Source organism: Pseudomonas sp. MDT2-39-1, from assembly GCF_054898085.1.
On record NZ_CM142716.1, the window covers coordinates 2,362,615 to 2,384,174 of the forward strand.

General features: G+C 60.4%; 20 protein-coding genes. 12 read left to right on the plus strand and 8 right to left on the minus strand.

Annotation, left to right across the window (positions count from 1 at the left end; genetic code table 11):
* Window position 1: 1 nt before the first annotated feature.
* Window positions 2-898: a cation diffusion facilitator family transporter gene (locus ACYZTM_RS11380; protein WP_131061803.1), complete on the plus strand. Its 897-nt coding sequence runs from the start codon at window positions 2-4 to the stop codon at window positions 896-898.
* Here the strand turns inward: ACYZTM_RS11380 and ACYZTM_RS11385 are convergent.
* Window positions 892-1,908 (minus strand): DUF6515 family protein, encoded by a 1,017-nt coding sequence (locus ACYZTM_RS11385; protein ID WP_131061802.1) that lies wholly within the window; start codon window positions 1,906-1,908, stop codon window positions 892-894. The two genes, ACYZTM_RS11380 and ACYZTM_RS11385, sit on opposite strands and share 7 nt — an antisense overlap.
* A gap of 1,109 nt (window positions 1,909-3,017) precedes the next feature.
* On the opposite strand from ACYZTM_RS11385, the gene ACYZTM_RS11390 reads away from it, so the two are divergent.
* Window positions 3,018-3,497 carry an Lrp/AsnC family transcriptional regulator gene (locus ACYZTM_RS11390; protein WP_007894448.1) on the plus strand — a complete coding sequence of 160 codons (480 nt, stop codon included), beginning with the start codon at window positions 3,018-3,020 and terminating at the stop codon, window positions 3,495-3,497.
* A gap of 198 nt (window positions 3,498-3,695) precedes the next feature.
* Window positions 3,696-3,905 carry a DUF2788 domain-containing protein gene (locus tag ACYZTM_RS11395; protein ID WP_131063070.1) on the plus strand — a complete coding sequence of 70 codons (210 nt, stop codon included), beginning with the start codon at window positions 3,696-3,698 and terminating at the stop codon, window positions 3,903-3,905.
* Here the strand turns inward: ACYZTM_RS11395 and ACYZTM_RS11400 are convergent.
* The 4 genes from ACYZTM_RS11400 to ACYZTM_RS11415 all read right to left on the minus strand — a co-directional run bounded on the left by ACYZTM_RS11400 (window position 3,900) and on the right by ACYZTM_RS11415 (window position 10,382).
* On the minus strand, window positions 3,900-4,535 hold the full coding sequence (locus ACYZTM_RS11400) for a pseudouridine synthase (protein ID WP_131063071.1): 636 nt from the start codon (window positions 4,533-4,535) through the stop codon (window positions 3,900-3,902). The two genes, ACYZTM_RS11395 and ACYZTM_RS11400, sit on opposite strands and share 6 nt — an antisense overlap.
* 72 nt (window positions 4,536-4,607) lie before the next feature.
* Window positions 4,608-6,107, minus strand: a complete 1,500-nt coding sequence (gene amn / locus ACYZTM_RS11405; RefSeq protein WP_178083855.1) for an AMP nucleosidase — start codon at window positions 6,105-6,107, stop codon at window positions 4,608-4,610.
* 170 nt (window positions 6,108-6,277) lie between these two features.
* The gene (locus ACYZTM_RS11410) at window positions 6,278-7,924 is read right to left on the minus strand and encodes an acyl-CoA dehydrogenase family protein (RefSeq protein WP_461988701.1); all 1,647 of its coding nucleotides are present in this window, start codon (window positions 7,922-7,924) and stop codon (window positions 6,278-6,280) included.
* Between the two features lie 73 nt (window positions 7,925-7,997).
* Window positions 7,998-10,382, minus strand: coding sequence for a hybrid sensor histidine kinase/response regulator (locus ACYZTM_RS11415; protein WP_461988703.1), 2,385 nt, complete (start codon window positions 10,380-10,382; stop codon window positions 7,998-8,000).
* Window positions 10,383-10,685: 303 nt separating this feature from the next.
* Here ACYZTM_RS11415 and ACYZTM_RS11420 point away from each other — a divergent pair, with 303 nt between their 5' ends.
* The 4 genes from ACYZTM_RS11420 to ACYZTM_RS11435 all read left to right on the plus strand — a co-directional run bounded on the left by ACYZTM_RS11420 (window position 10,686) and on the right by ACYZTM_RS11435 (window position 14,218).
* Window positions 10,686-11,483, plus strand: coding sequence for a hydroxymethylpyrimidine/phosphomethylpyrimidine kinase (locus ACYZTM_RS11420; protein ID WP_219096044.1), 798 nt, complete (start codon window positions 10,686-10,688; stop codon window positions 11,481-11,483).
* A gap of 32 nt (window positions 11,484-11,515) precedes the next feature.
* Window positions 11,516-12,139 carry a thiamine phosphate synthase gene (gene thiE, locus ACYZTM_RS11425; protein ID WP_131063075.1) on the plus strand — a complete coding sequence of 208 codons (624 nt, stop codon included), beginning with the start codon at window positions 11,516-11,518 and terminating at the stop codon, window positions 12,137-12,139.
* Between the two features lie 15 nt (window positions 12,140-12,154).
* The gene (gene hemL, locus ACYZTM_RS11430; RefSeq protein ID WP_131063076.1) at window positions 12,155-13,438 is read left to right on the plus strand and encodes a glutamate-1-semialdehyde 2,1-aminomutase; all 1,284 of its coding nucleotides are present in this window, start codon (window positions 12,155-12,157) and stop codon (window positions 13,436-13,438) included.
* A gap of 225 nt (window positions 13,439-13,663) precedes the next feature.
* Window positions 13,664-14,218 (plus strand): tetratricopeptide repeat protein, encoded by a 555-nt coding sequence (locus tag ACYZTM_RS11435; protein WP_131063078.1) that lies wholly within the window; start codon window positions 13,664-13,666, stop codon window positions 14,216-14,218.
* A 106-nt stretch (window positions 14,219-14,324) separates the two neighbouring features.
* Here ACYZTM_RS11435 and ACYZTM_RS11440 read toward each other — a convergent pair whose 3' ends face one another.
* Window positions 14,325-14,654, minus strand: coding sequence for a DUF1820 family protein (locus ACYZTM_RS11440; protein WP_007894425.1), 330 nt, complete (start codon window positions 14,652-14,654; stop codon window positions 14,325-14,327).
* 134 nt (window positions 14,655-14,788) lie between these two features.
* Between ACYZTM_RS11440 and miaB the strand changes: the two genes are divergently transcribed.
* The 5 genes from miaB (at window position 14,789) to lnt (ending at window position 20,198) form a co-directional block, all read left to right on the plus strand.
* Window positions 14,789-16,117 carry a tRNA (N6-isopentenyl adenosine(37)-C2)-methylthiotransferase MiaB gene (gene miaB / locus ACYZTM_RS11445; RefSeq protein ID WP_165557515.1) on the plus strand — a complete coding sequence of 443 codons (1,329 nt, stop codon included), beginning with the start codon at window positions 14,789-14,791 and terminating at the stop codon, window positions 16,115-16,117.
* A 206-nt stretch (window positions 16,118-16,323) separates the two neighbouring features.
* Window positions 16,324-17,328: a PhoH family protein gene (locus ACYZTM_RS11450; RefSeq protein ID WP_461988707.1), complete on the plus strand. Its 1,005-nt coding sequence runs from the start codon at window positions 16,324-16,326 to the stop codon at window positions 17,326-17,328.
* Window positions 17,321-17,815, plus strand: coding sequence for an rRNA maturation RNase YbeY (gene ybeY / locus ACYZTM_RS11455; protein ID WP_461988709.1), 495 nt, complete (start codon window positions 17,321-17,323; stop codon window positions 17,813-17,815). Before ACYZTM_RS11450 ends, ybeY begins: the two co-directional genes overlap by 8 nt.
* A 5-nt stretch (window positions 17,816-17,820) precedes the next feature.
* Window positions 17,821-18,660, plus strand: a complete 840-nt coding sequence (locus tag ACYZTM_RS11460; protein WP_131063082.1) for an HlyC/CorC family transporter — start codon at window positions 17,821-17,823, stop codon at window positions 18,658-18,660.
* Between the two features lie 14 nt (window positions 18,661-18,674).
* Complete coding sequence (gene lnt, locus ACYZTM_RS11465) at window positions 18,675-20,198, plus strand: apolipoprotein N-acyltransferase (protein WP_461988712.1); 1,524 nt, start codon at window positions 18,675-18,677, stop codon at window positions 20,196-20,198.
* A gap of 61 nt (window positions 20,199-20,259) precedes the next feature.
* On the opposite strand, the gene ACYZTM_RS11470 is transcribed toward lnt, so the two are convergent.
* Together ACYZTM_RS11470 and ACYZTM_RS11475 are read right to left on the minus strand one after the other, a co-directional pair.
* Entirely contained in the window at window positions 20,260-21,027 is a 768-nt protein-coding gene (locus tag ACYZTM_RS11470; RefSeq protein ID WP_131063084.1) for a YdcF family protein, read from the minus strand.
* A gap of 106 nt (window positions 21,028-21,133) precedes the next feature.
* Window positions 21,134-21,454, minus strand: coding sequence for a hypothetical protein (locus ACYZTM_RS11475; protein ID WP_131063085.1), 321 nt, complete (start codon window positions 21,452-21,454; stop codon window positions 21,134-21,136).
* Window positions 21,455-21,560 lie beyond the last annotated feature (106 nt).

Here is a 21,560-nt window from a genome sequence, read left to right on the forward strand (position 1 = left end):
TATGATCGCAAGCTCCGAACACGCCCGCCTGTTGCGGCTGGCGACCCGTGCCTCGGTGGCGGTGGCGTGTACGCTGATCGTCGCCAAAGCCATCGCCTGGTGGTTGAGCGGTTCGGTGAGCATGCTCGCCGGGCTGACCGACTCAGCCCTCGACGGCGTCACGTCGCTGCTCAACCTGCTCGCGGTGCATTACGCCTTGCGCCCGGCCGACGATGATCATCGGTACGGGCACGGCAAGGCCGAGTCGCTGGCGGGCATGGCTCAGGCGTTGTTCATTGGTGGCAGTGCGGTGCTGATTGGCTGGCAGGCGATCGATCGACTCAAACACCCGGAACCGGTGGGGGCGCCATGGATCAGTATCGGCGTGATCGTGTTTTCCCTGGTGCTGACGCTGGCCCTGCTGATGTTGCAACATCGGGTCGTCAAGGCAACCGGCTCCAATGCAGTGCGCGCCGACTCTCTGCATTACCGCTCGGACATGTTGCTCAACGGCAGCATTCTGCTGGCGCTGGTGCTCGCTGGGTTTGGCTGGCATCAGGTCGACCCTTGGTTTGGATTGGCGATCGCCGTCTACATTCTCTGGAGCGCGATTCAGATCGCCCGGGAAAGTTTTACCGTGTTGATGGATGAAGAACTGCCGTCGGACGTCAGCCAGCACATGCTCGAACTGGCCTGCGGCGTACCGGGAGTATTGGGGGCGCACGACTTGCGTACACGGATTTCCGGCAGCCAGTGGTTCGTGCAGTTGCACCTGGAATTGCCGGGGGACTTGACCCTGTCAGTCGCTCACGGCATCAGCGATCAAGCCGCCGATGCTATTCATGCCGCCTACCCGCGAGCCGAAGTGCTGGTGCACGCCGACCCGCAGGAAGTGGTGCAGGCCAGCAGGGCTCAGTAACTCACCTGATAGCCGCGACTGCTCAGGCAGTTGCCCTGGGCCTGACGGTAGGCTTGTACCACCGACGGGGCTGGCTGGTAGGTGGCCGTCCGCGGATTGAAGCCACTCTGCTGCACCGCGTATTGATAGCACTCGTAACCGTCCTGCTTGATCTGTTCCGGCGACTGACCGTTCGCCGGATAGGCCTCCACGTCATAACTGTTGCTGACCGGCTGCGGCTGCGCTTGCACCGGCGGCTCGACTACCACGTAATCCTGCGTGTTTTGCTGATAGGCGTAATACGAGCCGGCCGCCAGGAACAGCAGCGCCCCGCCGATCCAAACCTCACGCGCGTAATCGGGCAAGTAGCTGACACGAATCCCGCGAGGCGGTTGAACCACTACATAACGCGGGCCTTGCGGGCGATACCAGTAGCCGCCGGAATAGAAATAATCCCGACCGCCATAAGGCACGCGGTAGTCGCGGTCCGGGAAGAGGTCGATCACATGACCCGGGCGATACTGCGGGCCGGGGCCCCAGCCGTTACCGTGCCCGTCCGGACGACCGGCCCAACGGCGATCATCGGGACGTGGACCGTTGTTCTGCCAGTGCTGGTTGTAATCGTTGCGCCGCGGAACGTCCTGATAATAGCCACGTTGCGGCTGCTGGGTCTGGCGCACGGTGTCGGGGCGACCCTGGATCGGCAGGTCATTGGCCGGTAGCTGCGGCGGTGGCGGCGGTGAGCGAACAGGATTGTTGTAGTCGGGCTGCTGGCGGTTCTGCCATTGGCCGTTGTTCTGATTCTGGCCGTTGTGCTCGAACTGGCGGCTGTTGTCGCCACGAATGATGTCGTTGTTCTGCGGGCGCGGCTGATTATTGCCGCCATGGCCCTGATTGTTGCCCTGATGGCCGTCCGATCCACGCTGCCCGTCATCGGGGCCACGGTTTTGCTGATCATCGGCCAGCGATTGCGCAGTGACACTGACGCACAGCAAACCAACACCGGCCAAATGCCAGATGCGCGACTTCATGCTTTTCCTCACTGCGGGTTAGGGCCTGTACGTAAGACTGGAAAAGTACAGGGCGGTTCTGCAACAGGTTATCAGTCGCGCAACTTATTTATTGAGGGCGGCCGACAAATTCCAGGATCGAGTAGGAGGCGGATTTACATCCGCCGTCCTCTCACACCACCGTACGTACGGTTCCGTATACGGCGGTTCCTGCCTACTGCCAAACAACGTCAGCGAGCTTGGTTCCGTTGATGTGTCGCCTGCGGTATCTAAGCGCCCAGACCGGCCCTCGGAGCTTCCGGCTCCTACCTCCCGATGGTCTCGACCCCCGCTACGCGGAGTTTCTGCTTTACGCTCCAACAGAGATCACACCCGACTATCCACTCATGGCAGGTTCAGCCCTTCATCGTTCCGGTTTCGAGCGACTACTACGGCCTCTGCTGACTTCTGTCGCCCATCCCGTCATCTCGCGACGCCGGTAGCACATGGCAGGCTAAACAGATCTCCCAGGGTAATTCGCGCGACCTTCCTGCTTATGCCTGTCGGATCTACGTCACAGCGTTGCGTGCAAGTATTGGGCTTTGGCAATTTTGGCTACCTTACCCCGCTGCACCGCCTAATCCGCTTCCTGTTCGTCAGGCCAGCATTTTGCCTCGGGCTTCCTTCAGATTCGCAGTCACCCGCGACACCCTTGCCTCTGGCTAACACTTCCCCTTGCCGGGTGTGTAGAGGACTTTCACCTCCAAGTCACCAGCGTGGCCACCACAGCCAACCTGGTTGCGCTTCGCGCAACGCGCCATGCCTGGCGCACCAAAAGAAAAGGGAGACCCGTCGGCCTCCCTTTGAGAACTTCGTCCGTGCTCGACGCTTATGACGTCGGCTCACCTCACGCCGTCTTCTGGACAGTGTGTAGCTCGGGGGCCCGCACATCCCCTGTGGGGGTGGCGGCCGCCGCTGGCCTGATTGGGCGAGCGGCTGTGGACTGTTTGTCCGAGCAGTGATTCTGGTGATAAGAATAGGCCGGACACGCCGACAGAGGATTGCGAAGATTGCTCAATTAAACATCACTTGCGCAATTTTTAACCATGGATAGATAATCTGCCGCAATAGTTATGACAAAGGCCTGATTGATGAGCAAACTCGACCGATACGACTTGAGCATTTTGGCGGAATTGCAGCGTGACGCGCGCATCTCCAACCAGGAGCTGGCCGAACGCATCGGCCTGTCGCCTTCGCCTTGCTCGCGCCGGGTCAAGCAACTGGAAGACGACGGTTACATCACCCGCCAGGTGGCGCTGCTGGACCGCAAGATGCTCGGTTTGAGCCTCACGGCTTACGTGCTGATCGGCATGGACCGGCATACGCCCGAGCGTTTCGAGAATTTTGAAGCCGCGATTCGCACCTTGCCGCAGGTGCTGGAATGCAGTTTGGTCACGGGGATGGATGCGGACTATCAGCTTAAAGTCGTCGTGCCGGACATGGATCACTATCAGAAGCTGCTGTTGGGGCATTTGACCCGGATTGAAGGGGTGACCAGCGTTCGTTCGAGTTTTGTGTTGAATCAGGTTTTGAACAGTACTGAGTTACCGCTGACTCATCTGCGTAGCTGAGGACGCCTTCGCGGGCAAGCCTCGCTCCTACAGAGATCTCACACGCACTAAAGATCCCTGTAGGAGCGAGGCTTGCCCGCGAAGGGGCCGGCACAGGCGATGAATAGCTGCGACACACTGCCGCAGGTCAATCCTCCAGCACTCCCCCATGCCGTATACTCCAGCGCCTTTTAGCCCCGCCCGCGCTGGAGATATTCAATGGATCCTGCCGTATTCGAAGAGTGGATGATGACTGGACTGGTCAGCATCCTGATCATTTTCATGGGTTTCATCGTCTGGGATCTGGCGAAAAAATCCAAGGCCGGACGCTTTGGCTCGTTCATCCTGTTCTCCGTACTGGGTCTGGGCGTGGCCGCGTTCGTGATCAAAAGCGTGGTAATCGGCCTGATCGAATCCGGCGCGTTATAAGCGCGCCGGCACTTCCTTCCACTGGCCCTGATCGAGCCCTTCGATCGTCCAGTCGCCAATCCTGACCCGCACCAGCCGCAACGTCGGCAAGCCGACCGCCGCCGTCATGCGCCGCACCTGACGGTTGCGCCCCTCGCGAATCACCAGTTCCAGCCAACTGGTCGGCACGCTTTTGCGAAAGCGTACCGGCGGATTGCGTGGCCACAGCTCGGGCTCATCCAGTTGCCGCGCTTCGGCCGGCAAGGTCATGCCGTCGTTGAGTTCGACGCCCTCACGCAAACGCTGCAACTGCTCAGCGCTCGGCTCGCCCTCCACTTGCACCCAATAGGTCTTCGCCAGTTTGTGTTTCGGGTCGGCGATGCGCGCCTGAAGCTGGCCATCGTTGGTCAGTAGCAGCAAACCTTCGCTGTCGCGGTCCAGCCGTCCTGCCGGGTAAATCCCGGGAATCTCGATGAAATCCTTGAGCGTCGCCCGCCCTTCGCCGTCGCTGAATTGCGTCAGCACATCGAACGGTTTGTTGAACAGAATCAGCTTCGGCTCGGCCGGCGGCGCTTTGGCGACACGACGCGGGGCTAAAGGAGCTGGCTTCGCACCTGGATGGCGGGAAGGAGGACGCGGGGGACGGGACATGGGGAAAACAACATCTAACGGTCAGGGCTGCTAATGCTAGTGCCCCGACCGCCAAATGACCACGACAAACCGTTAGCGGAACGGCGGCTCGTCGAAGCTGCGCAGTTTGCGCGAGTGCAGCGAGTTGAGTTCGGTGCGCAACAGATCCACCGCCTCGATACCGATCTTCAAGTGCTGGCTGACCGCGCGTTCATAGAAAGCGTTGGCCGAACCCGGCAGCTTGATTTCGCTGTGCAGCGGTTTGTCCGACACACAGAGCAACGTGCCGTACGGCACCCGCAAGCGATAGCCTTGGGCCGCGATGGTGCCGCTTTCCATGTCCACCGCCACGGCGCGGGACAAGTTGATCAGTGGACGTTCCTGAGCCCAGCGCAACTCCCAGTTACGGTCGTCGTAGGTCAGTACGGTGCCGGTGCGCAGGCGTTTTTTCAGCTCGTCGCCCTTCTCACCGGTGATGTTGGCCGCCGCTTGTTGCAACGCCATCTGCACTTCCGCCAAGGCCGGAATCGGGATATTCGGCGGCACGACCCGGTCGAGAATCCCGTCGCGACGCATGTAAGCGTGCGCCAGCACGTAATCGCCGATGGTCTGCGACTGACGCAAGCCGCCACAGTGGCCGATCATCAGCCAGCAATGCGGACGCAGCACTGCCAGGTGGTCGGTGATGTTCTTGGCATTGGACGGGCCGACGCCAATGTTGACCAGGGTCACGCCATGGCCATCGGTGGCGATCAGGTGATAGGCCGGCATTTGATAGCGATGCCAAACCACGCCCGCGGCAATCGCCGAGGCTTCTCCGTGGTCCATGCTCTTTTCGATGATCACGTTGCCCGGCAAGACCATGCGCACGAAACGCGGATCGCTGCGCAACTGTTCCAGACCATGAACGATGAACTGGTCGACGTAGCGGTGGTAGTTGGTCAGCAGAATCCACGGTTGCACATGGCGCCAGTCGCTGCCGGTGTAATGCACCAGGCGGCGCAGGGAAAAATCCACCCGCGCGGCGTCGAACAAGGCCAACGGCAGCGGATCGGTGTTTTCCCAATCATACAAACCGTCGGCGATGCCATCGGTCGCGGCCGACAGGTCGGTACTCGGGAACACCCGCGCCAGCGTCGCTGCGGTGACGCCGGAGCCGGCCAGTTCATCGCCCTGCTCAACCACGTACGGATAAGGAATGTTTTGCTGGCTGATACCGACTTCCACCGTCACGGTGAAGTCGTGCATCAACGGCACCAGCTGTTCCAGCAGGTACTTACGGAACGCCGCTGGATGGGTGACGGTGACGCTGTAGGTCCCCGGCAATTGAACCTTGGCATAGGCGCGCGTGGTCTGTGGGACTTCGCCCTGGCAAAGGTAGGTCAGACGCAGTTCGGGATAACGAAACATCGCACGCTGTTCGGCGTCCGGTTCGACACGATCCTTGAGGTAACGCTTGAGCGCCTGGTTCAGCGCGGTGGTTGCACGATTGTGCAAGAGCGCAAGCCGATCCACGGCTTGCTCGGCGGTTTGAACGACAATAAAAGCTTCGGTCACGATCAGCATCCTGTGTTCTGACTTGCAGAGCTTCATCTTGCCTGCATCATCGCTTCACGGGAACAGTCGCGTGTTGGCTGCACACCAATGGCGATGCACTGAGTGGGAGCGGGCTTGCTCGCGAAAGCGGCGTTTCAGTCGACATCTCTATCGACTGACACGGCCTATTCGCGAGCAAGCCCGCTCCCACAGGGGGTCTTTGTTGTTCACAGAAGCGGGGTCGACCGGGCGACAATCGCTTCCACCTCCAGCCCACGCGGCAACGCGCCATAGACCCGACCGGCGAAACCCAGGCGGCTGGCGATGAAGGCATCGCTTACCGCCGAGTTACCGGCCTCCAGCAATAGCCTGGCCTGAAGCCCCAACGAAATATCTTCGGTGAGCTGCCGCGCGCGGTATTGGAAGTCGCTGGTGTCCTTGAAAGCGGCCTGCAATTGGCTGATGTGCGCGGCCAGACGTTTATCGCCGTGACCATCGCCCAATTCGCTGAACAACACATCGAGCACACCCGGCTCCTTCGACAACGCTCGCAGCACGTCCAGGCATTGCACGTTGCCGGAACCTTCCCACGTCGAATTGACCGGCGCCTCACGGTACAGGCGCGGCAGGATGCTTTCTTCGACATAACCGGCACCGCCCATGCATTCGGCGGCTTCGTTGATCATTGCGGGCGCGCGCTTGCAGATCCAGTACTTGCCCACCGCCGTCACCAGCCGGGCGAACTTGGCTTCATGGCTGTCATCCAGATGATCCAGCGCCTTGCCCATGCGCAGGCTCAAAGCCAGGGCCGCTTCGCTTTCCAGCGCCAGATCGGCCAGCACGTTCTGCATCAACGGCTGTTCGCTGAGCAACTTCCCACCGACCATGCGGTGAGCGCAGTGATGACTGGCCTGGGTCAGCGCCTGACGCATCAAGGCGCTTGAACCGACCATGCAATCGAAGCGAGTCATGGCGACCATCTCAATGATGGTCGGAACGCCGCGCCCTTCTTCGCCGACCATCCACGCCAGCGCACCGCGGAACTCCACCTCGCTGGAGGCATTGGAGCAATTGCCGAGTTTGTTCTTCAGGCGCTGGATGTAGAACTGATTGCGTGTGTCGTCCGGGCGATGGCGTGGCAGCAGGAAACAGGTCAAACCCTTGTCCGTCTGCGCCAACGTCAGGAAGGCATCGCACATCGGCGCGGAACAGAACCACTTGTGACCCACCAACTCATAGGCATGGCCCGGGCCACTGGCGCCAACCGGATACGCCTTGGTGGTGTTGGCCCGCACGTCGGTGCCGCCCTGTTTCTCGGTCATTGCCATGCCGATGGTGACACCGGCCTTGTGGGCCATGCCGACATTGCGCGGGTCGTATTCAGTAGAAAGGATTTTCGGCAGCCACTGCTCGGCCAGATCCGGTTGCAGGCGCATCGCCGGGACGCTGGCGAACGTCATGGTCAGCGGGCAACCACTGCCGGCTTCGGCCTGGCTGTGCAGGTAAGTCATGGACGCGCGAGCCACATGGGCACCGAGCTGCGGATGCGCCCAGGGCAACGAGGTCAGACCGTGCTCGACCGCCGTGCGCATCAACTCGTGATAAGCGGGGTGAAATTCCACCAGGTCGATGCGATGGCCGTAACGGTCATGACTGACGAACACCGGTTTGTTCTGATTGGCCAGGAACCCTGCTTCCATCAGTGGCCCGCCGGCCAATGCGCCATACGCGTCGATCCGCGACTCGGCCCAACCGGCACCTAAACGCCGCGACCACTCCTGCAAGGGCAGGTCGATGCGGTAGAGGTTGGTGCCGTTCAGCGACGGTGGCTGGTTGGTGACTTCGTGGGTTTCGGCGAACTGATGCAGGTTCATGACGGGGCTCCTTTGATCAGCCAAGGCATTCAGTTAAGCACCGCCTCCTGACCGAACAAAGTGTCATACCTGCCTAAATGTCGGCGCTTTCGCCTTGCCCTGAACACAGTACCCGCCGATAGAGCGCCGCTTGCAAATCCTCGAATTTCACCGGTTTGCTCAGGTAATCGATCAGGGTGCCGGTCGGGCAGCGCTCCCGATCGGCGCTCACGGCAACCACGAACACCGGCAACTCGGCACAACCCGGCAAGGCGCGGATCTGGCAGCACAGGGAGGTGCCATCCAGCGTCGGCATCTGACTGTCGAGCAAGACCGCATCGAAGGTTTCACGCTGCAAGAGATCGAGCGCGGCAGCACCGCTGTCAGTGGCGCGCACCCGGAAGCCGAGCTTGAGCAACATGCCACGCATTACCAGTTGATTGATGCTGTTGTCATCCACCAGCAGCACCGTGCAGTCCTGGGGCAATCGAAGACGCGCAAACTCGCGGGACATCAAGGGCACTGCCGGCCGCTCGACCACGGGCAGTTCAAACTCGACGTCCAACTGGAAACGGCTACCGCTGCCGGGTTCGGATCGATGGGTCAGACGCCCGCCGAGCAACTCGACCAGTTGCCGGCAAATCGCCAGACCAACCCCCAGACCACCGTATTCGCGGGTCATGGAACCGTCGAGCTGGAAGAAGCGCTGATACATCGTCGCCTCCCCCAGATCGGTGAAACCGATACCGGTGTCGATCACCGCAAACGACAACGATACCCGACCGTTTTCAACCGGTTTGCCCGTCACGCGCAGGGCCAGCCCGCCGACCCGGGTGAACTTGATGGCGTTGTCCAGCAGGCATTCCAGGCATTGCGCCAGCTTGGTGCTGTCGCCGTTCAAGCGATCCGGCAGGCCCGGCGTCACTTCGACTTTGAAGTCCAGCGACTTGCTTGAAGCATTGCCCTCGAACTGCGCGCGCATCGTTTCGACCACGCCACGCAAACTGAACGTTGTCGAACTGACTTTAAGCTTGCCGGCCTGCAATTCGGTCAGGGTCAGGATGCCGTTGACCATGCGCATCATGTCCCGCGCGGAACCGGCTGCGGTTTGCTGGTATTGCTCCAGTTCCGGGCCCATCTCGACCGTCTGCATCAATTCAAGCGAACCGATCACACCGTTCATGGGCGTGCGTAATTCGTGGGTCAGGGTGGCGAGGAACTCGTCCTTGAGCTTGTTACTGTGAGCCAATTGCTGGTTCAGCACTTCGAGCTTTTGACCGGCATCGAACAGCGTCTGCGCCTGCTGCTCGCGCATGGCGTTGATGCGGTCGGCCAGGGCCAGGGACAGCAACGCCACCTCGATGGCCGATCCGATCTGACTGGAATACATCGTCAGGAACACGTTCGGCAGGTAACCCAGCACCATCATGGTGTTGACGACGCCGCCGAGCAGGAATGCCGACCAGGCGATGATGAAATACCGCGCCACCCGCAAGCCACGCAACCAGGCGCACAGGCCTGCGATGAAAATGACCACGGTGAAGACCAGCGCCAAAGCTGTCGCCAGACGCAAGGCCAGGGCGTAGCTGGCCATCAATGACAAGCCGATCACCACCGCACTGAACGCAATTAACGCCAGCAGTAAACGGTCGAGCCAGCGACTGTGGCTGGCGGTCTGCAAGAAGCTGCGGGCGAACTGGCTGCCGAACAGTCCTGCGCAACCGATGAAAAACGGCGTCGCGGCGTTGGCCCACCATGGATTGTCGGGCCAGAAATATTCCACGGCGGCGCCGTTCACCGACAGTTGATACAGGCCGAATGAAGCGATGTAGAAAATGTAATAGAGATAGCTGGTGTCGCGCACGCTGAGGTAGATGAACAGGTTGTAGACCAGCATCCCCAACAACACGCCATAGATCAGCCCCAGCACATAAAGGCGGACCGGCTGTTCTTCGAGGTAAGCGGTGCTCGACCACAAGGTGACTGGCGCCTGGACTGACCCGTCGCTTTGCAGGCGCAGGTACACCGTTTGCGCCTGGTCAGGCATGAAACTCAGATCGAACAGGTAGTTGTTCTGGCGCAGTTCGCGGCTGGCGAATGGCAACGCATCGCCAGTTTGCCGAGCCAACCGAAAGTCGCCGCCAGCATCGGGCAAGTAGAGATCGAGGTGATCGAGGGGCGGATAGGCCAGTTCCAGCAGCCAGGTCCGTTGCGCCGCCGGGTTGCTCGGACGGTAATGCAGATCGATTTTCAGCCAGAACACCGAACGCGAATAACCGGCGTTGAGGGTGGCTTTATCGTGGGGTTTGAAGTTTCCGGCCGCGGCCTGCGCACGAACATCGGCGATGGTTGCTTGACCGCCCGCGTCTTCGTACACCTGCAGTGCTCGGCCCAACGGAAGGCTCTGGGTGAACTCATCGAACTCGACGGCACTCGCCATGAGGGGCAAGCACAACAGCAACATTAGCAAATAGCGCATTTAAGCCCCAGCGTGACCTGTCCGGTTATCTCAGGAAGCCCCTCATTCCTTTTGAGTAGACGTAAAACCGGTATTACCTGTTATTGGTTTGGATCCACTCTAGCATAGCCATTGATGGCCATTGAGCACTATTAAAATTTTTCCCGTAAAGGCTCTAGCACGGGCGTTACAGCTCCATGCGCTGAGATAGAGCTGTTTGACCGGTCAGCGCGTGACAATGGCCTGAGGGCGCACGCCTTTTCTCGTTCCACGGCTTATTGGTCGACACCCGAAAAAAGATGTTTGGTGGTAAGCTCGCGCACCATGAATATCTACAGCTCTCGCCCCGTTGTCCTCTGTCTCTCCGGCCACGACCCAAGTGGTGGCGCCGGCTTGCAGGCAGATATCGAAGCCCTGCTCGCTCAGGGTTGTCATGCGGCCCCGGCCGTCACCGCCCTGACCGTGCAAGACACGGTCAACGTCACTGACTTTCGCGTGCTCGACCGCGAGTGGGTGCTGGCCCAGGCCAACGCCGTGCTCAACGACTCCGAAGTCGCTGCCGTGAAACTGGGCATGCTCGGTTCCCTGGAGATGGTCGACACCGTGGTCGAACTGCTGTCGGCGCACCCGCATTTGCCGGTGGTCTGCGATCCGGTGCTGCGCGCCGGTGGCGGCGGACGACTGGGCAAGGATGAAGTCGGCTACGCCATGCGCGAACGCCTGCTGCCCCTGTCCATCATCGCCACCCCCAACCTTCCCGAAGCCCGCATCCTCGCCGAACTGCCGGAAGGCACCGCGGACGAGTGCGCCGAAAAGCTCCTGCCGTTCGTCAAACACCTGCTGATCACGGGCGGCCATGGCGACGAACACGAAATCCACAATCGCCTGTACAGCCGCGACGGCCACCGCGAAACCTTTACCTGCCAACGCCTGCCCGGCAGTTATCACGGTTCCGGTTGCACCTTGGCCAGCGCCCTCGCCGGTCGCCTGGCTCAGGGTGAACATCTCGCCAGCGCCGTGCAGACCGCGCTTAACTACACTTGGCGTACCCTGCGTGACGCAGAGCAGCTGGGCAAAGGCCAGTTCGTGCCGCGTCGCCTGCCGCTGGATTTCTGTTCGTAACTTTCTATTCGCACTGCGGTGAGGCTTGTCCGATGAAACTACGTGGCCTGTACGCCATTACCGACAGCCAGTTGCTGGCCGGTAAATTTCTCTCGTACGTGGAGGCGGCGCTGGAGGGCGGCGTCACCCTGCTGCAATACCGCGACAAGAGCAGCGACGAGGCCCGACGTTTGCGAGAAGCCGAAGCCCTGCGCGATCTGTGCGACCGCTACAAGACTCAGCTGATCATCAATGACGACGCCGAACTGGCCGCTCGCTTGAACGTTGGCGTACACCTGGGCCAGACCGATGGCCCGCTGACCCCGGCCCGCGCATTGCTCGGTCGTCAGGCGATCATTGGTTCAACCTGCCACGCGCAACTCGAACTCGCCGAACAAGCGGCCAAGGAAGGCGCGAGTTATGTCGCCTTCGGACGCTTCTTCAATTCCAATACCAAACCCGGCGCCCCGACGTGCAGTCTTGAACTGCTCGACCAGGCCCGCAGCAAACTGCACCTGCCAATCTGCGCGATTGGCGGCATCACCCTGGACAACGCCCCGCCGCTGGTGGCCCACGGGGTCGACTTGCTGGCGGTGGTTCATGGTCTGTTTGGCGCCGACAGCACGGCTGAAGTGACCCGCCGCGCCCGCGCCTTTAATGAATTACTGAAAATCTGATTTGAGAGCCCGATCATGTCTCGTTCCGAAACCCTGTTTGCCAATGCCCAGAAACACATTCCCGGTGGCGTGAACTCGCCTGTTCGCGCATTCAAAAGCGTGGGCGGCACACCGCTGTTCTTCAAACACGCGGAAGGCGCCTACGTCACCGACGAAGACGACAAGCGTTACGTTGACTACGTCGGTTCCTGGGGCCCGATGATTCTCGGCCACAGCCACCCGGACGTGCTGGACGCGGTGCGTAAACAGCTGGAACACGGTTTGTCCTACGGCGCCCCGACCGCGATGGAAACCGAGATGGCCGATCTGGTCTGCTCGATCGTACCGTCGATGGAAATGGTGCGCATGGTCAGCTCCGGCACCGAAGCGACCATGAGCGCGATCCGCCTGGCCCGTGGTTTCACCGGCCGCGACAGCATCATCAAGTTCGAAGGCTGCTACCACGGTCACTCCGACAGCCTGCTGGTCAAGGCCGGTTCCGGCGCCCTGACCCAAGGCGTGCCGAGCTCGGCCGGTGTGCCGGCGGCCTTCGCCAAACACACCCTGACCCTGCCGTTCAACGACATCGATGCCGTGGAAACCCTGCTCGCCAAAGTCGGCCCGGAAGTGGCGTGCATCATCGTCGAGCCGGTTGCTGGAAACATGAACTGCGTGCCGCCGGCGCCAGGTTTCCTCGAAGGCCTGCGGACCCTGTGCGACAAGCACGGCGTGGTGCTGATTTTCGACGAAGTGATGACCGGTTTCCGTGTCGCCCTCGGCGGCGCACAAGCGCACTTCGGCGTGACGCCGGACCTGAGCACTTTCGGCAAGATCATCGGTGGTGGCATGCCGGTCGGTTGCTTCGGCGGCAAGCGCGAAATCATGTCGCACATCGCGCCACTGGGTCCGGTCTATCAGGCTGGCACTCTGTCGGGTAACCCGCTGGCAATGGCGGCGGGCCTGACGACGTTGCGTCTGATCAGCCGTCCTGGCTTCCACGACGAACTGAGCGACTACACCAGCCGCCTGCTCGATGGTCTGCAACAGCGCGCCGATGCCGCGGGCATTCCGTTCGTGACCACTCAGGCTGGCGGTATGTTTGGTCTGTACTTCAGCGGGGCCGACGACATCGTCACCTTTGATGACGTGATGGCCAGCGACGCCGCACTGTTCGGTCGTTTCTTCCACTTGATGCTCGAAGGCGGCGTGTACCTGGCGCCGAGCGCTTTCGAAGCCGGTTTCACTTCGATTGCTCATGGCGACACCGAGCTGAAACTGACGCTGGATGCCGCCGAGCGTGCATTCGCTGCATTGAAATAACGTTGTGCCGCTGACGTTGGCGACTGCCAGCGTCAGCTTTCACCTGGATTTACACCCTTATTCCTGTGCTTCTGCTAATAATCCCCCGCAAATGGGGCGATATATTCCCCGCGCAGCAGAAAAACGAGTAAAGACTTTGTAAGGTTGGCCCTGCTTATTTCATAATGCGCGCTTATTGGATCCCCTCGATGGGTCCGCGCGCCCTTCAGAGGTAAGTCGATTCCCATGAACCGCACCGGCCGCGCCCTTGCACTGGGCTGCCTGTTGCTCCTTCAGCCCCTGCTCGCGCTCGCACAAGCAGGCGGCAACTCGTTGTTAATCCCAGCGATGGGTCGCTGCACCCTCAATACTCAGCCGCAAGACCTGACGCAAGCGCTCGCCGCCTGCCAGAAAGCGTCGGATGAAGGGGATGCGCAAGCGCAATACGAGTTGGGTGAGTTTTACTACGACGGCAAAAGCACGCCGCGCGACCTCAATAAAGCCTTGGGCTATTTCGAAAAGGCCTCGCTGCAAGGCCACGCCCAGGCGCAATTCAAACTCGGCACCATGTTCTTCCACGGCGAAGGCGTGCCGGCCAATAACGTTCAGGCGTACATCGTGCTGAAAATGGCCGCGGTCAACGGCGCTGAAGATGCGCTGGATACCGCCGACGAAGTGGCCGAGAAGATGCCTCGCGAAGATCTAGAGGTGGCGACTCAGGTGCTCGGGCAAATCTTTCGCAAATACCTGATGGAATTGCAAAGCGCCGATGGGCGTACACCGTTTTCGCCACTTCCCTGATTTCTGTGCCGATCTTTTTGGCCCCTTCGCGGGCAAGCCTCGCTCCTACAAGGGCAGCGGCAGTCCTGTAGGAGCGAGGCTTGCCCGCGAAGGGTGCGAATCGGTCTCACTTCTCAGGCATCGGCATCGGAAACGGCATGACATTGCCGACCGCGCCGCGGGCTTCGCTGATTTTCGGCGTGCCCAGGCGTTCCACTTCGTCGATGCGCACAATCGAATGCATCGGCACGAAACTGCGCACCACGCCCTCGAACTGAGCTTTCAACTTCTCTTCGCTCGGGTCGACGACCACTTGCGTGCGCTCGCCAAAGACGAACTCTTCCACTTCCAGGAAGCCCCACAGATCACTTTGATAGATCTGCTTGGCATACATTTCGTACACCTGGCCCTGGTTGAGAAAAATCACCTTGTAGATTGGGGCTTCACGTTTGGTCATGGTGGGCGGGCAACACATCGGGGATAAAAATGAGGGCGCGAACTATAGCATAGCCGCCAGACGCACAGCGGTAGGAACCTGGGGACATGTTCCCTATAATGCGCGGTTCTTTGAATCACGTGATGACTGTATCCATGGCCAAGAAGCTTTACATCGAAACCCACGGTTGCCAGATGAACGAGTACGACAGCTCGCGCATGGTCGATCTGCTGGGTGAACATCAGGCCCTGGAAGTTACCGCTCGCGCTGAAGACGCCGACGTGATCCTGCTCAATACCTGCTCCATTCGTGAACGCGCCCAGGACCGGGTGTACTCCCAACTCGGCCGCTGGCGCGAACTGAAACTGGCCAACCCCGACATGGTCATCGCCGTCGGCGGTTGCGTGGCCAGCCAGGAAGGCGCGGCCATCCGCGACCGCGCTCCTTATGTCGACGTCGTGTTCGGCCCGCAGACTCTCCACCGCTTGCCGGAAATGATCGACGCCGCGCGCGCCACCAAGTTGCCGCAAGTCGACGTCTCGTTCCCGGAAATCGAAAAATTCGACCATTTGCCCGAGCCGCGCATCGACGGCCCGAGCGCGTATGTGTCGGTCATGGAAGGCTGCAGCAAGTACTGCACGTTCTGCGTGGTGCCTTATACCCGCGGCGAGGAAGTCAGCCGGCCCTTTGATGACGTGATTGCCGAGATCATTCACCTGGCCGAAAACGGCGTGCGGGAGGTGACGCTGCTGGGCCAGAACGTTAACGGTTATCGCGGGAAGACTCACGACGGACGCCTGGCGGATCTCGCCGAGCTGATCCGCGTCGTGGCCGCTGTCGATGGCATCGACCGGATTCGCTACACCACCTCGCACCCGCTGGAATTCTCCGACAGCCTGATCCAGGCCCACGCCGATGTCCCGGAACTGGTGAAACACCTGCACTTGCCGGTGCAATCGGGTTCGGACCGCATCCTCTCGGCGATGAAGCGCAACCACACCGCGCTGGAATACAAATCCAAACTGCGCAAACTGCGCGCCGCCGTGCCGGGGATCTGCATCAGCTCGGACTTCATCGTCGGCTTCCCGGGCGAGACCGAAAAAGACTTCGAACAGACCATGAAGCTGATCGAAGACGTCGGTTTCGACTTCTCCTACTCGTTCGTCTATAGCCAACGCCCGGGCACCCCGGCTGCGGACCTGGCCGACGACACGCCCGAAGAACTGAAAAAAGAACGCCTGAACGCGCTGCAACATCGCCTGAACCAGCAAGGCTTCGAGATTAGCCGACAAATGGTCGGTTCGATCCAGCGGATCCTGGTGACCGATTACTCGAAAAAAGACCCTGGTGAGCTGCAAGGCCGGACCGAGAATAATCGTATCGTCAACTTCCGCTGCGACACTCCGACCTTGATTGGCCAGTTCGCCGACGTGCACATCGACGCCGCGCAGCCGCACTCGCTGCGGGGCTCGCTGGTCCAGTAACTGCCCTGAACCTGTAGGAGCGATGCTTGCTCGCGAAGACGGACTGACATTCACCGCATGAGTCGTCTGACATACCGCCTTCGCGAGCAAGCTTCGCTCCTACAGGGATCGTGTTTGGCCTTGGGTTATTTAAGAGCTTTCGCACCCAGCCCACTGGCGTTATCCTTGATTTCATCTTAATTGCCCCAGGGCGGCTAAATACGACCTTGAACGCACCCATAGAACCACATCGTTTTATCCTCGAGCCCTTTGAGGCCCGTCGCTTCGCCAATCTGTGCGGGATGTTCGACGAGCACCTGCGCCTGATCGAGCAACGCCTGACCATCGAGATCCGCAACCGCGGAAACCAGTTCGAGCTGATCGGCGACCCCAAACACACCACCTCCGCGGAAAACCTCCTGCGCCGTCTGTACCGGGAAACCAAGGGTACCGAGCTGTCGCCGGACATGGTTCACCTGTTCCTGCAGGAATCGGCCGTCGAAGAGCTGGACAGTGTCTCCCCCGCCGAACCCTCCGTCGCCCTGCGCACCAAAAAAGGCATGATTCGTCCTCGCGGCTTGAATCAGCTGCGCTACGTGAAGGAAATACTCGGTAACGACATCAATTTTGGCATCGGCCCGGCCGGTACCGGCAAGACCTATCTGGCCGTTGCCTGCGCGGTAGACGCGCTGGAACGCGAGCAGATTCGTCGCATCCTGCTGGTGCGTCCGGCGGTTGAAGCGGGCGAAAAGCTCGGCTTCCTGCCCGGCGACCTGTCGCAGAAGATCGACCCGTACCTGCGCCCGCTCTACGACGCACTCTACGAAATGCTCGGCTTCGAACACGTTGCCAAACTGATCGAGCGTCAGGTGATCGAAGTGGCGCCACTGGCCTACATGCGCGGTCGCACGCTGAACAACAGCTTCATCATCCTCGACGAAAGCCAGAACACCACCGTCGAACAGATGAAGATGTTCCTGACCCGGATCGGCTTCGGCTCCACGGCCGTCATCACCGGGGACATCACCCAGGTCGACCTGCCGAAAGGCACCAAGTCCGGGCTGCACCATGTGATTGAAGTGCTCAAGGACGTACCGGGTATCAGCTTCACCCATTTCGAGTCCAAGGACGTTGTGCGCCATCCACTGGTGCAACGCATTGTCGAAGCCTACGAGCGCTTCGAGAATCGCGTGGCAGACGAAACGCCAAAGGACAGTCGCCGCGATGCTTGAGCTTGATCTGCAACTGGCTACCCAAGCGCCTGCCCCCAGCGAAGCCGAATTCCGCCAATGGTGTGAACTGGCCCTGCGCCAGCGCACCGCCGACTCTGAAATGACCATCCGCTTGGTCGATGAAGAAGAGGCCCGCGAACTGAACCACACCTGGCGGCAGAAGGATTACGCCACCAACGTCCTGTCGTTTCCTGCCGATGTGCCTGACGAGTTTCTCGACATCCCGCTGCTGGGCGATCTGGTGATCTGCGTGGCAGTGGTCGAGCGCGAAGCCGCCGAGCAAGGCAAGGAACTAAAGGCCCATTGGGCGCATCTGGTGATTCACGGCTGCTTGCATCTGCTGGGTTACGACCATATAGATGACGACGAAGCCGAAGAAATGGAAGCACTGGAGCGAACGTTGCTTGCCGAGTTGGGCTATCCCGACCCTTATGCGGACGACGAAACAGACACAACCCCTATCGTTACAACAAAGGATTCAGAGTAATCGCTATGAGCGAAGATCGATCGAGCAACGGGCAAAAGTCTTGGCTGGGTAAGCTCACCCAGGCTTTTGCCCACGAGCCGAAGAACCGCCAGGAGCTGCTGGAGCTGCTGCGCGATGCACATCAGAACAAGTTGCTGGACAGCGAAGCGCTGGCCATCGTCGAAGGCGCCATCCAGGTTGCAGACCTGCAAGTACGGGACATCATGGTCCCGCGCTCGCAGATGATCAGCATCAAGGCGACCCAGACACCCCGTGAGTTCCTGCCGGCCGTGGTCGACTCGGCCCACTCCCGCTACCCGGTGATCGGCGAAAGCCATGATGACGTGATGGGCGTGTTGTTGGCCAAGGACTTGCTGCCGTTGATCCTCAAGGAAAACGGCGACAGCTTCAATATCAAGGATCTGCTGCGCCCGGCCACCTTCGTGCCCGAGTCCAAGCGCCTGAATGTGCTGCTGCGTGAATTCCGCGCCAACCACAACCACATGGCCATTGTTATTGACGAATACGGCGGCGTGGCAGGCCTGGTGACCATCGAAGACGTGCTGGAACAAATCGTCGGCGACATTGAAGACGAGCACGACGTCGAAGAAGACAGCTACATCAAGCCTCTTCCAAGCGGCGACTTCCTGATCAAGGCCCTGACGCCGATCGAGAACTTCAACGAGTTCTTCGACAGCGAATTCTCCAACGACGAATTCGACACCGTTGGCGGCTTGGTGATGAGCGCGTTCGGGCACCTGCCAAAACGCAATGAAATCACTGAAATCGGCGCCTATCGCTTCCGCATCCTCAATGCCGATAGCCGTCGTATTCACTTGCTGCGTCTGTCACCCATTGCCCGATAAATCCAAGGATTGAAATGCGTCGTCTGACCCGCCCCGGCTGGCCCGGTAACCTGCTGGCCGTGGCGGCCGGTGCACTCACCACCCTGGCCCTGGCGCCATTCGATATCTGGCCGCTGGCATTGCTGGCGGTCGGTTTCTTTTACGCCGGGTTGCGCGAACTGAGCCCCCGCCAGGCCTTGGGCCGTGGCTGGTGTTTCGGTTTCGGCCTGTTTGCCGCAGGCACCAGCTGGATCTACTACAGCATCCACAACTTCGGCGGCGCTTCGGTGCTGCTGGCCGGTTTCCTGATGCTGATCTTCACGGCGGCGATTGCCTGGTTCTTCGCCCTGCCCGCCTGGATCTGGGCGCGGTGGCTGCGTCGTAACGAAGCACCGTTGGCGGATGCCTTGGCGTTTGCAGCGCTGTGGGTCGGCCAGGAAGCCTTTCGTGGCTGGTTTCTCACCGGTTTCCCGTGGCTCTACTCCGGTTACAGTCAGCTCGACGGCCCGTTGGCCGGGCTCGCACCGGTCGGCGGGATGTGGCTGATTTCCTTCACCCTGGCCCTGACGGCTGCGCTGATCTACAACGCAATGCGTCTGGTGCGCACAGGCCGTAAAGGTTTCATCGCCGCAGGCGTGTTGCTGCTGGTCGGACCTTGGGTGGCCGGCATGGCATTGAAAGAGCACGCCTGGACCAGCCCGGCGGGCCCGGCACTGAGCGTCGCCGCCATTCAGGGCAATATCGAACAAAGCATGAAGTGGGACCCGGCGCAGCTCAACGCGCAGCTGGCGCTGTACCGCGACATGAGCTTCAGTTCCAAACGCGTCGATCTGCTGATTTGGCCGGAAACGGCCGTCCCGGTGCTCAAGGAGTCCGCCGAGGGCTACCTGAACATGATGGGAAATTTCGCCGCAGAGCGTAAGTCTGCGCTGATTACCGGCGTACCGATCCGCCAGGAAGTCCGCCACGAGAAACGCTTCTTCAACGGCATTACCGTCATCGGTGAAGGCGACGGCACTTATCTCAAGCAGAAGCTGGTGCCGTTTGGCGAATACGTTCCGTTGCAGGATGTGTTGCGCGGGCTGATCGCGTTCTTCGACCTGCCGATGTCCGACTTTGCCCGCGGCCCGGCTGACCAGGCCATGCTGCAAGCCAAGGGCTATCAGATTGCGCCGTTCATCTGTTATGAAGTGGTCTACCCGGAATTCGCCGCCAGCCTGGCGGCTCGCAGTGATCTGCTGCTGACCATCAGCAACGACACCTGGTTCGGCACCTCCATCGGCCCGCTGCAACATTTGCAGATGGCGCAGATGCGCGCGCTTGAGGCGGGCCGCTGGATGATCCGCGCCACCAACAACGGCGTGACCGGCCTGATCAACCCGTTCGGTGAGATCACGGTGCAGATTCCGCAGTTCGAACGCGGCATCCTGTACGGCGAAGTCGTGCCAATGCACAACCTGACGCCTTACCTGCAATGGCGCTCGTGGCCGCTGGTCATCGTTTGCGTGTTGTTGTTTGGCTGGGCGCTGGTGGCGAGCCGGATGGCCAAAACCCTCTGAGACTGGAGGGCTTTTGTGGCGATGCGGCGTTCCGACAAGCCCCCTCGCCACAGGTCATCCATCACTTCTGTCGGTAAAACATCGAGTAACCGATCTGCCCCACCGCCTCATTCACCAACTGCCCGCTCTGCCAGATCGACTTGAATTCCGGCATCCAGCCGCCCAGCGGTCGGGCATTGTCTACGCCTAGAAATCCCACCGGCGCCGGCACCACTTCAAATCCCGCCTGCTGGAAACTCCAGACCGATCGCGGCATGTGCCAGGCCTGAGTGACCACCACTACCCGCTTGATTCCCTGCGGCAACAACACTTCAGCGCTGAACTGCGCGTTCTCCCAGGTCGTGCGGCTGCGCCCTTCCTGCCAACGCACGGTCACGCCGAAATCATCGAGCAACGAATCCGCCATCAACTTCGCTTCAGTGGGCGGCGTGCCGTAATGCAGGCCGCCGCTGGTAAGAATGGGCAACCCGGAAGCCTTGGCCAGGCGTGCTGCATAACGTTCACGCTCCAGACCAATACCCGTCGGCTGATCAGCCCCCCAGGCAATATCGCCCCGCTCACGCCCGGAACCCAGCAGCACAATCGCATCCGCGCGCTGACCCAGACCGGCCCATTCCTCGCGCGCCAGTGGCGGCTCACTTTCCAGGGCCTTGGCGCCCCACTGCACGACTACCGGCAAACTCATCAAAAAGAAGCCGCCGAAACCCAAGGCAAAGCACACGCCCGCAAGCCTCGGCCTTGAGCGGCGCAACCACCACGCAAGAACCAGCAACAGCAAAAGAATGCCGGGCGGCAACAGAAGTTGTTTCACGAAATAACGAAAAGGCATCGAGCATCTCCATAAGATGCCCGAAGCCTAAGTGGGTTGACGCAATGCGACAACAAATGCGGAAGGATTATGCTTTGAATAAACCATGGGTCATGGCTTGCAGCCGTTACTTGAATTGCAGAGACCGGACCTTTTCCGAGTCCCTGCCAGGTGCCTTGTCCTTGAGCCAGATGACCTTGGCCGAACGTGGTGCGTCGAGTTGCTTCACTGCTGCGGACAAGCATCCGTGCGTCTCACGTTCACTGCGATCCAGATAGGCTTTGACCAGTTCAAACTCTGCGGGGCTCAACCCACGCAGTTCCAGCTCCAAGGGACGCTCATCGCGTAGCCGGTCAGCGGTTTTTGCAGCGTCCAGAGCCATCCCCAGACGATCGATCAGTCTTTCGTACAGCACCGGTTTCGTGACTTTTTGCTGTGACTCAACCATCCCTCACCTCATTGAAGATAAGAATCGCTCCCCATTTAGAGCTTAGCTTCCATGGACAAACCGGCTGAGTGCCGCGACCAACGGCCCTCGGGGTGCAATCAGGGTT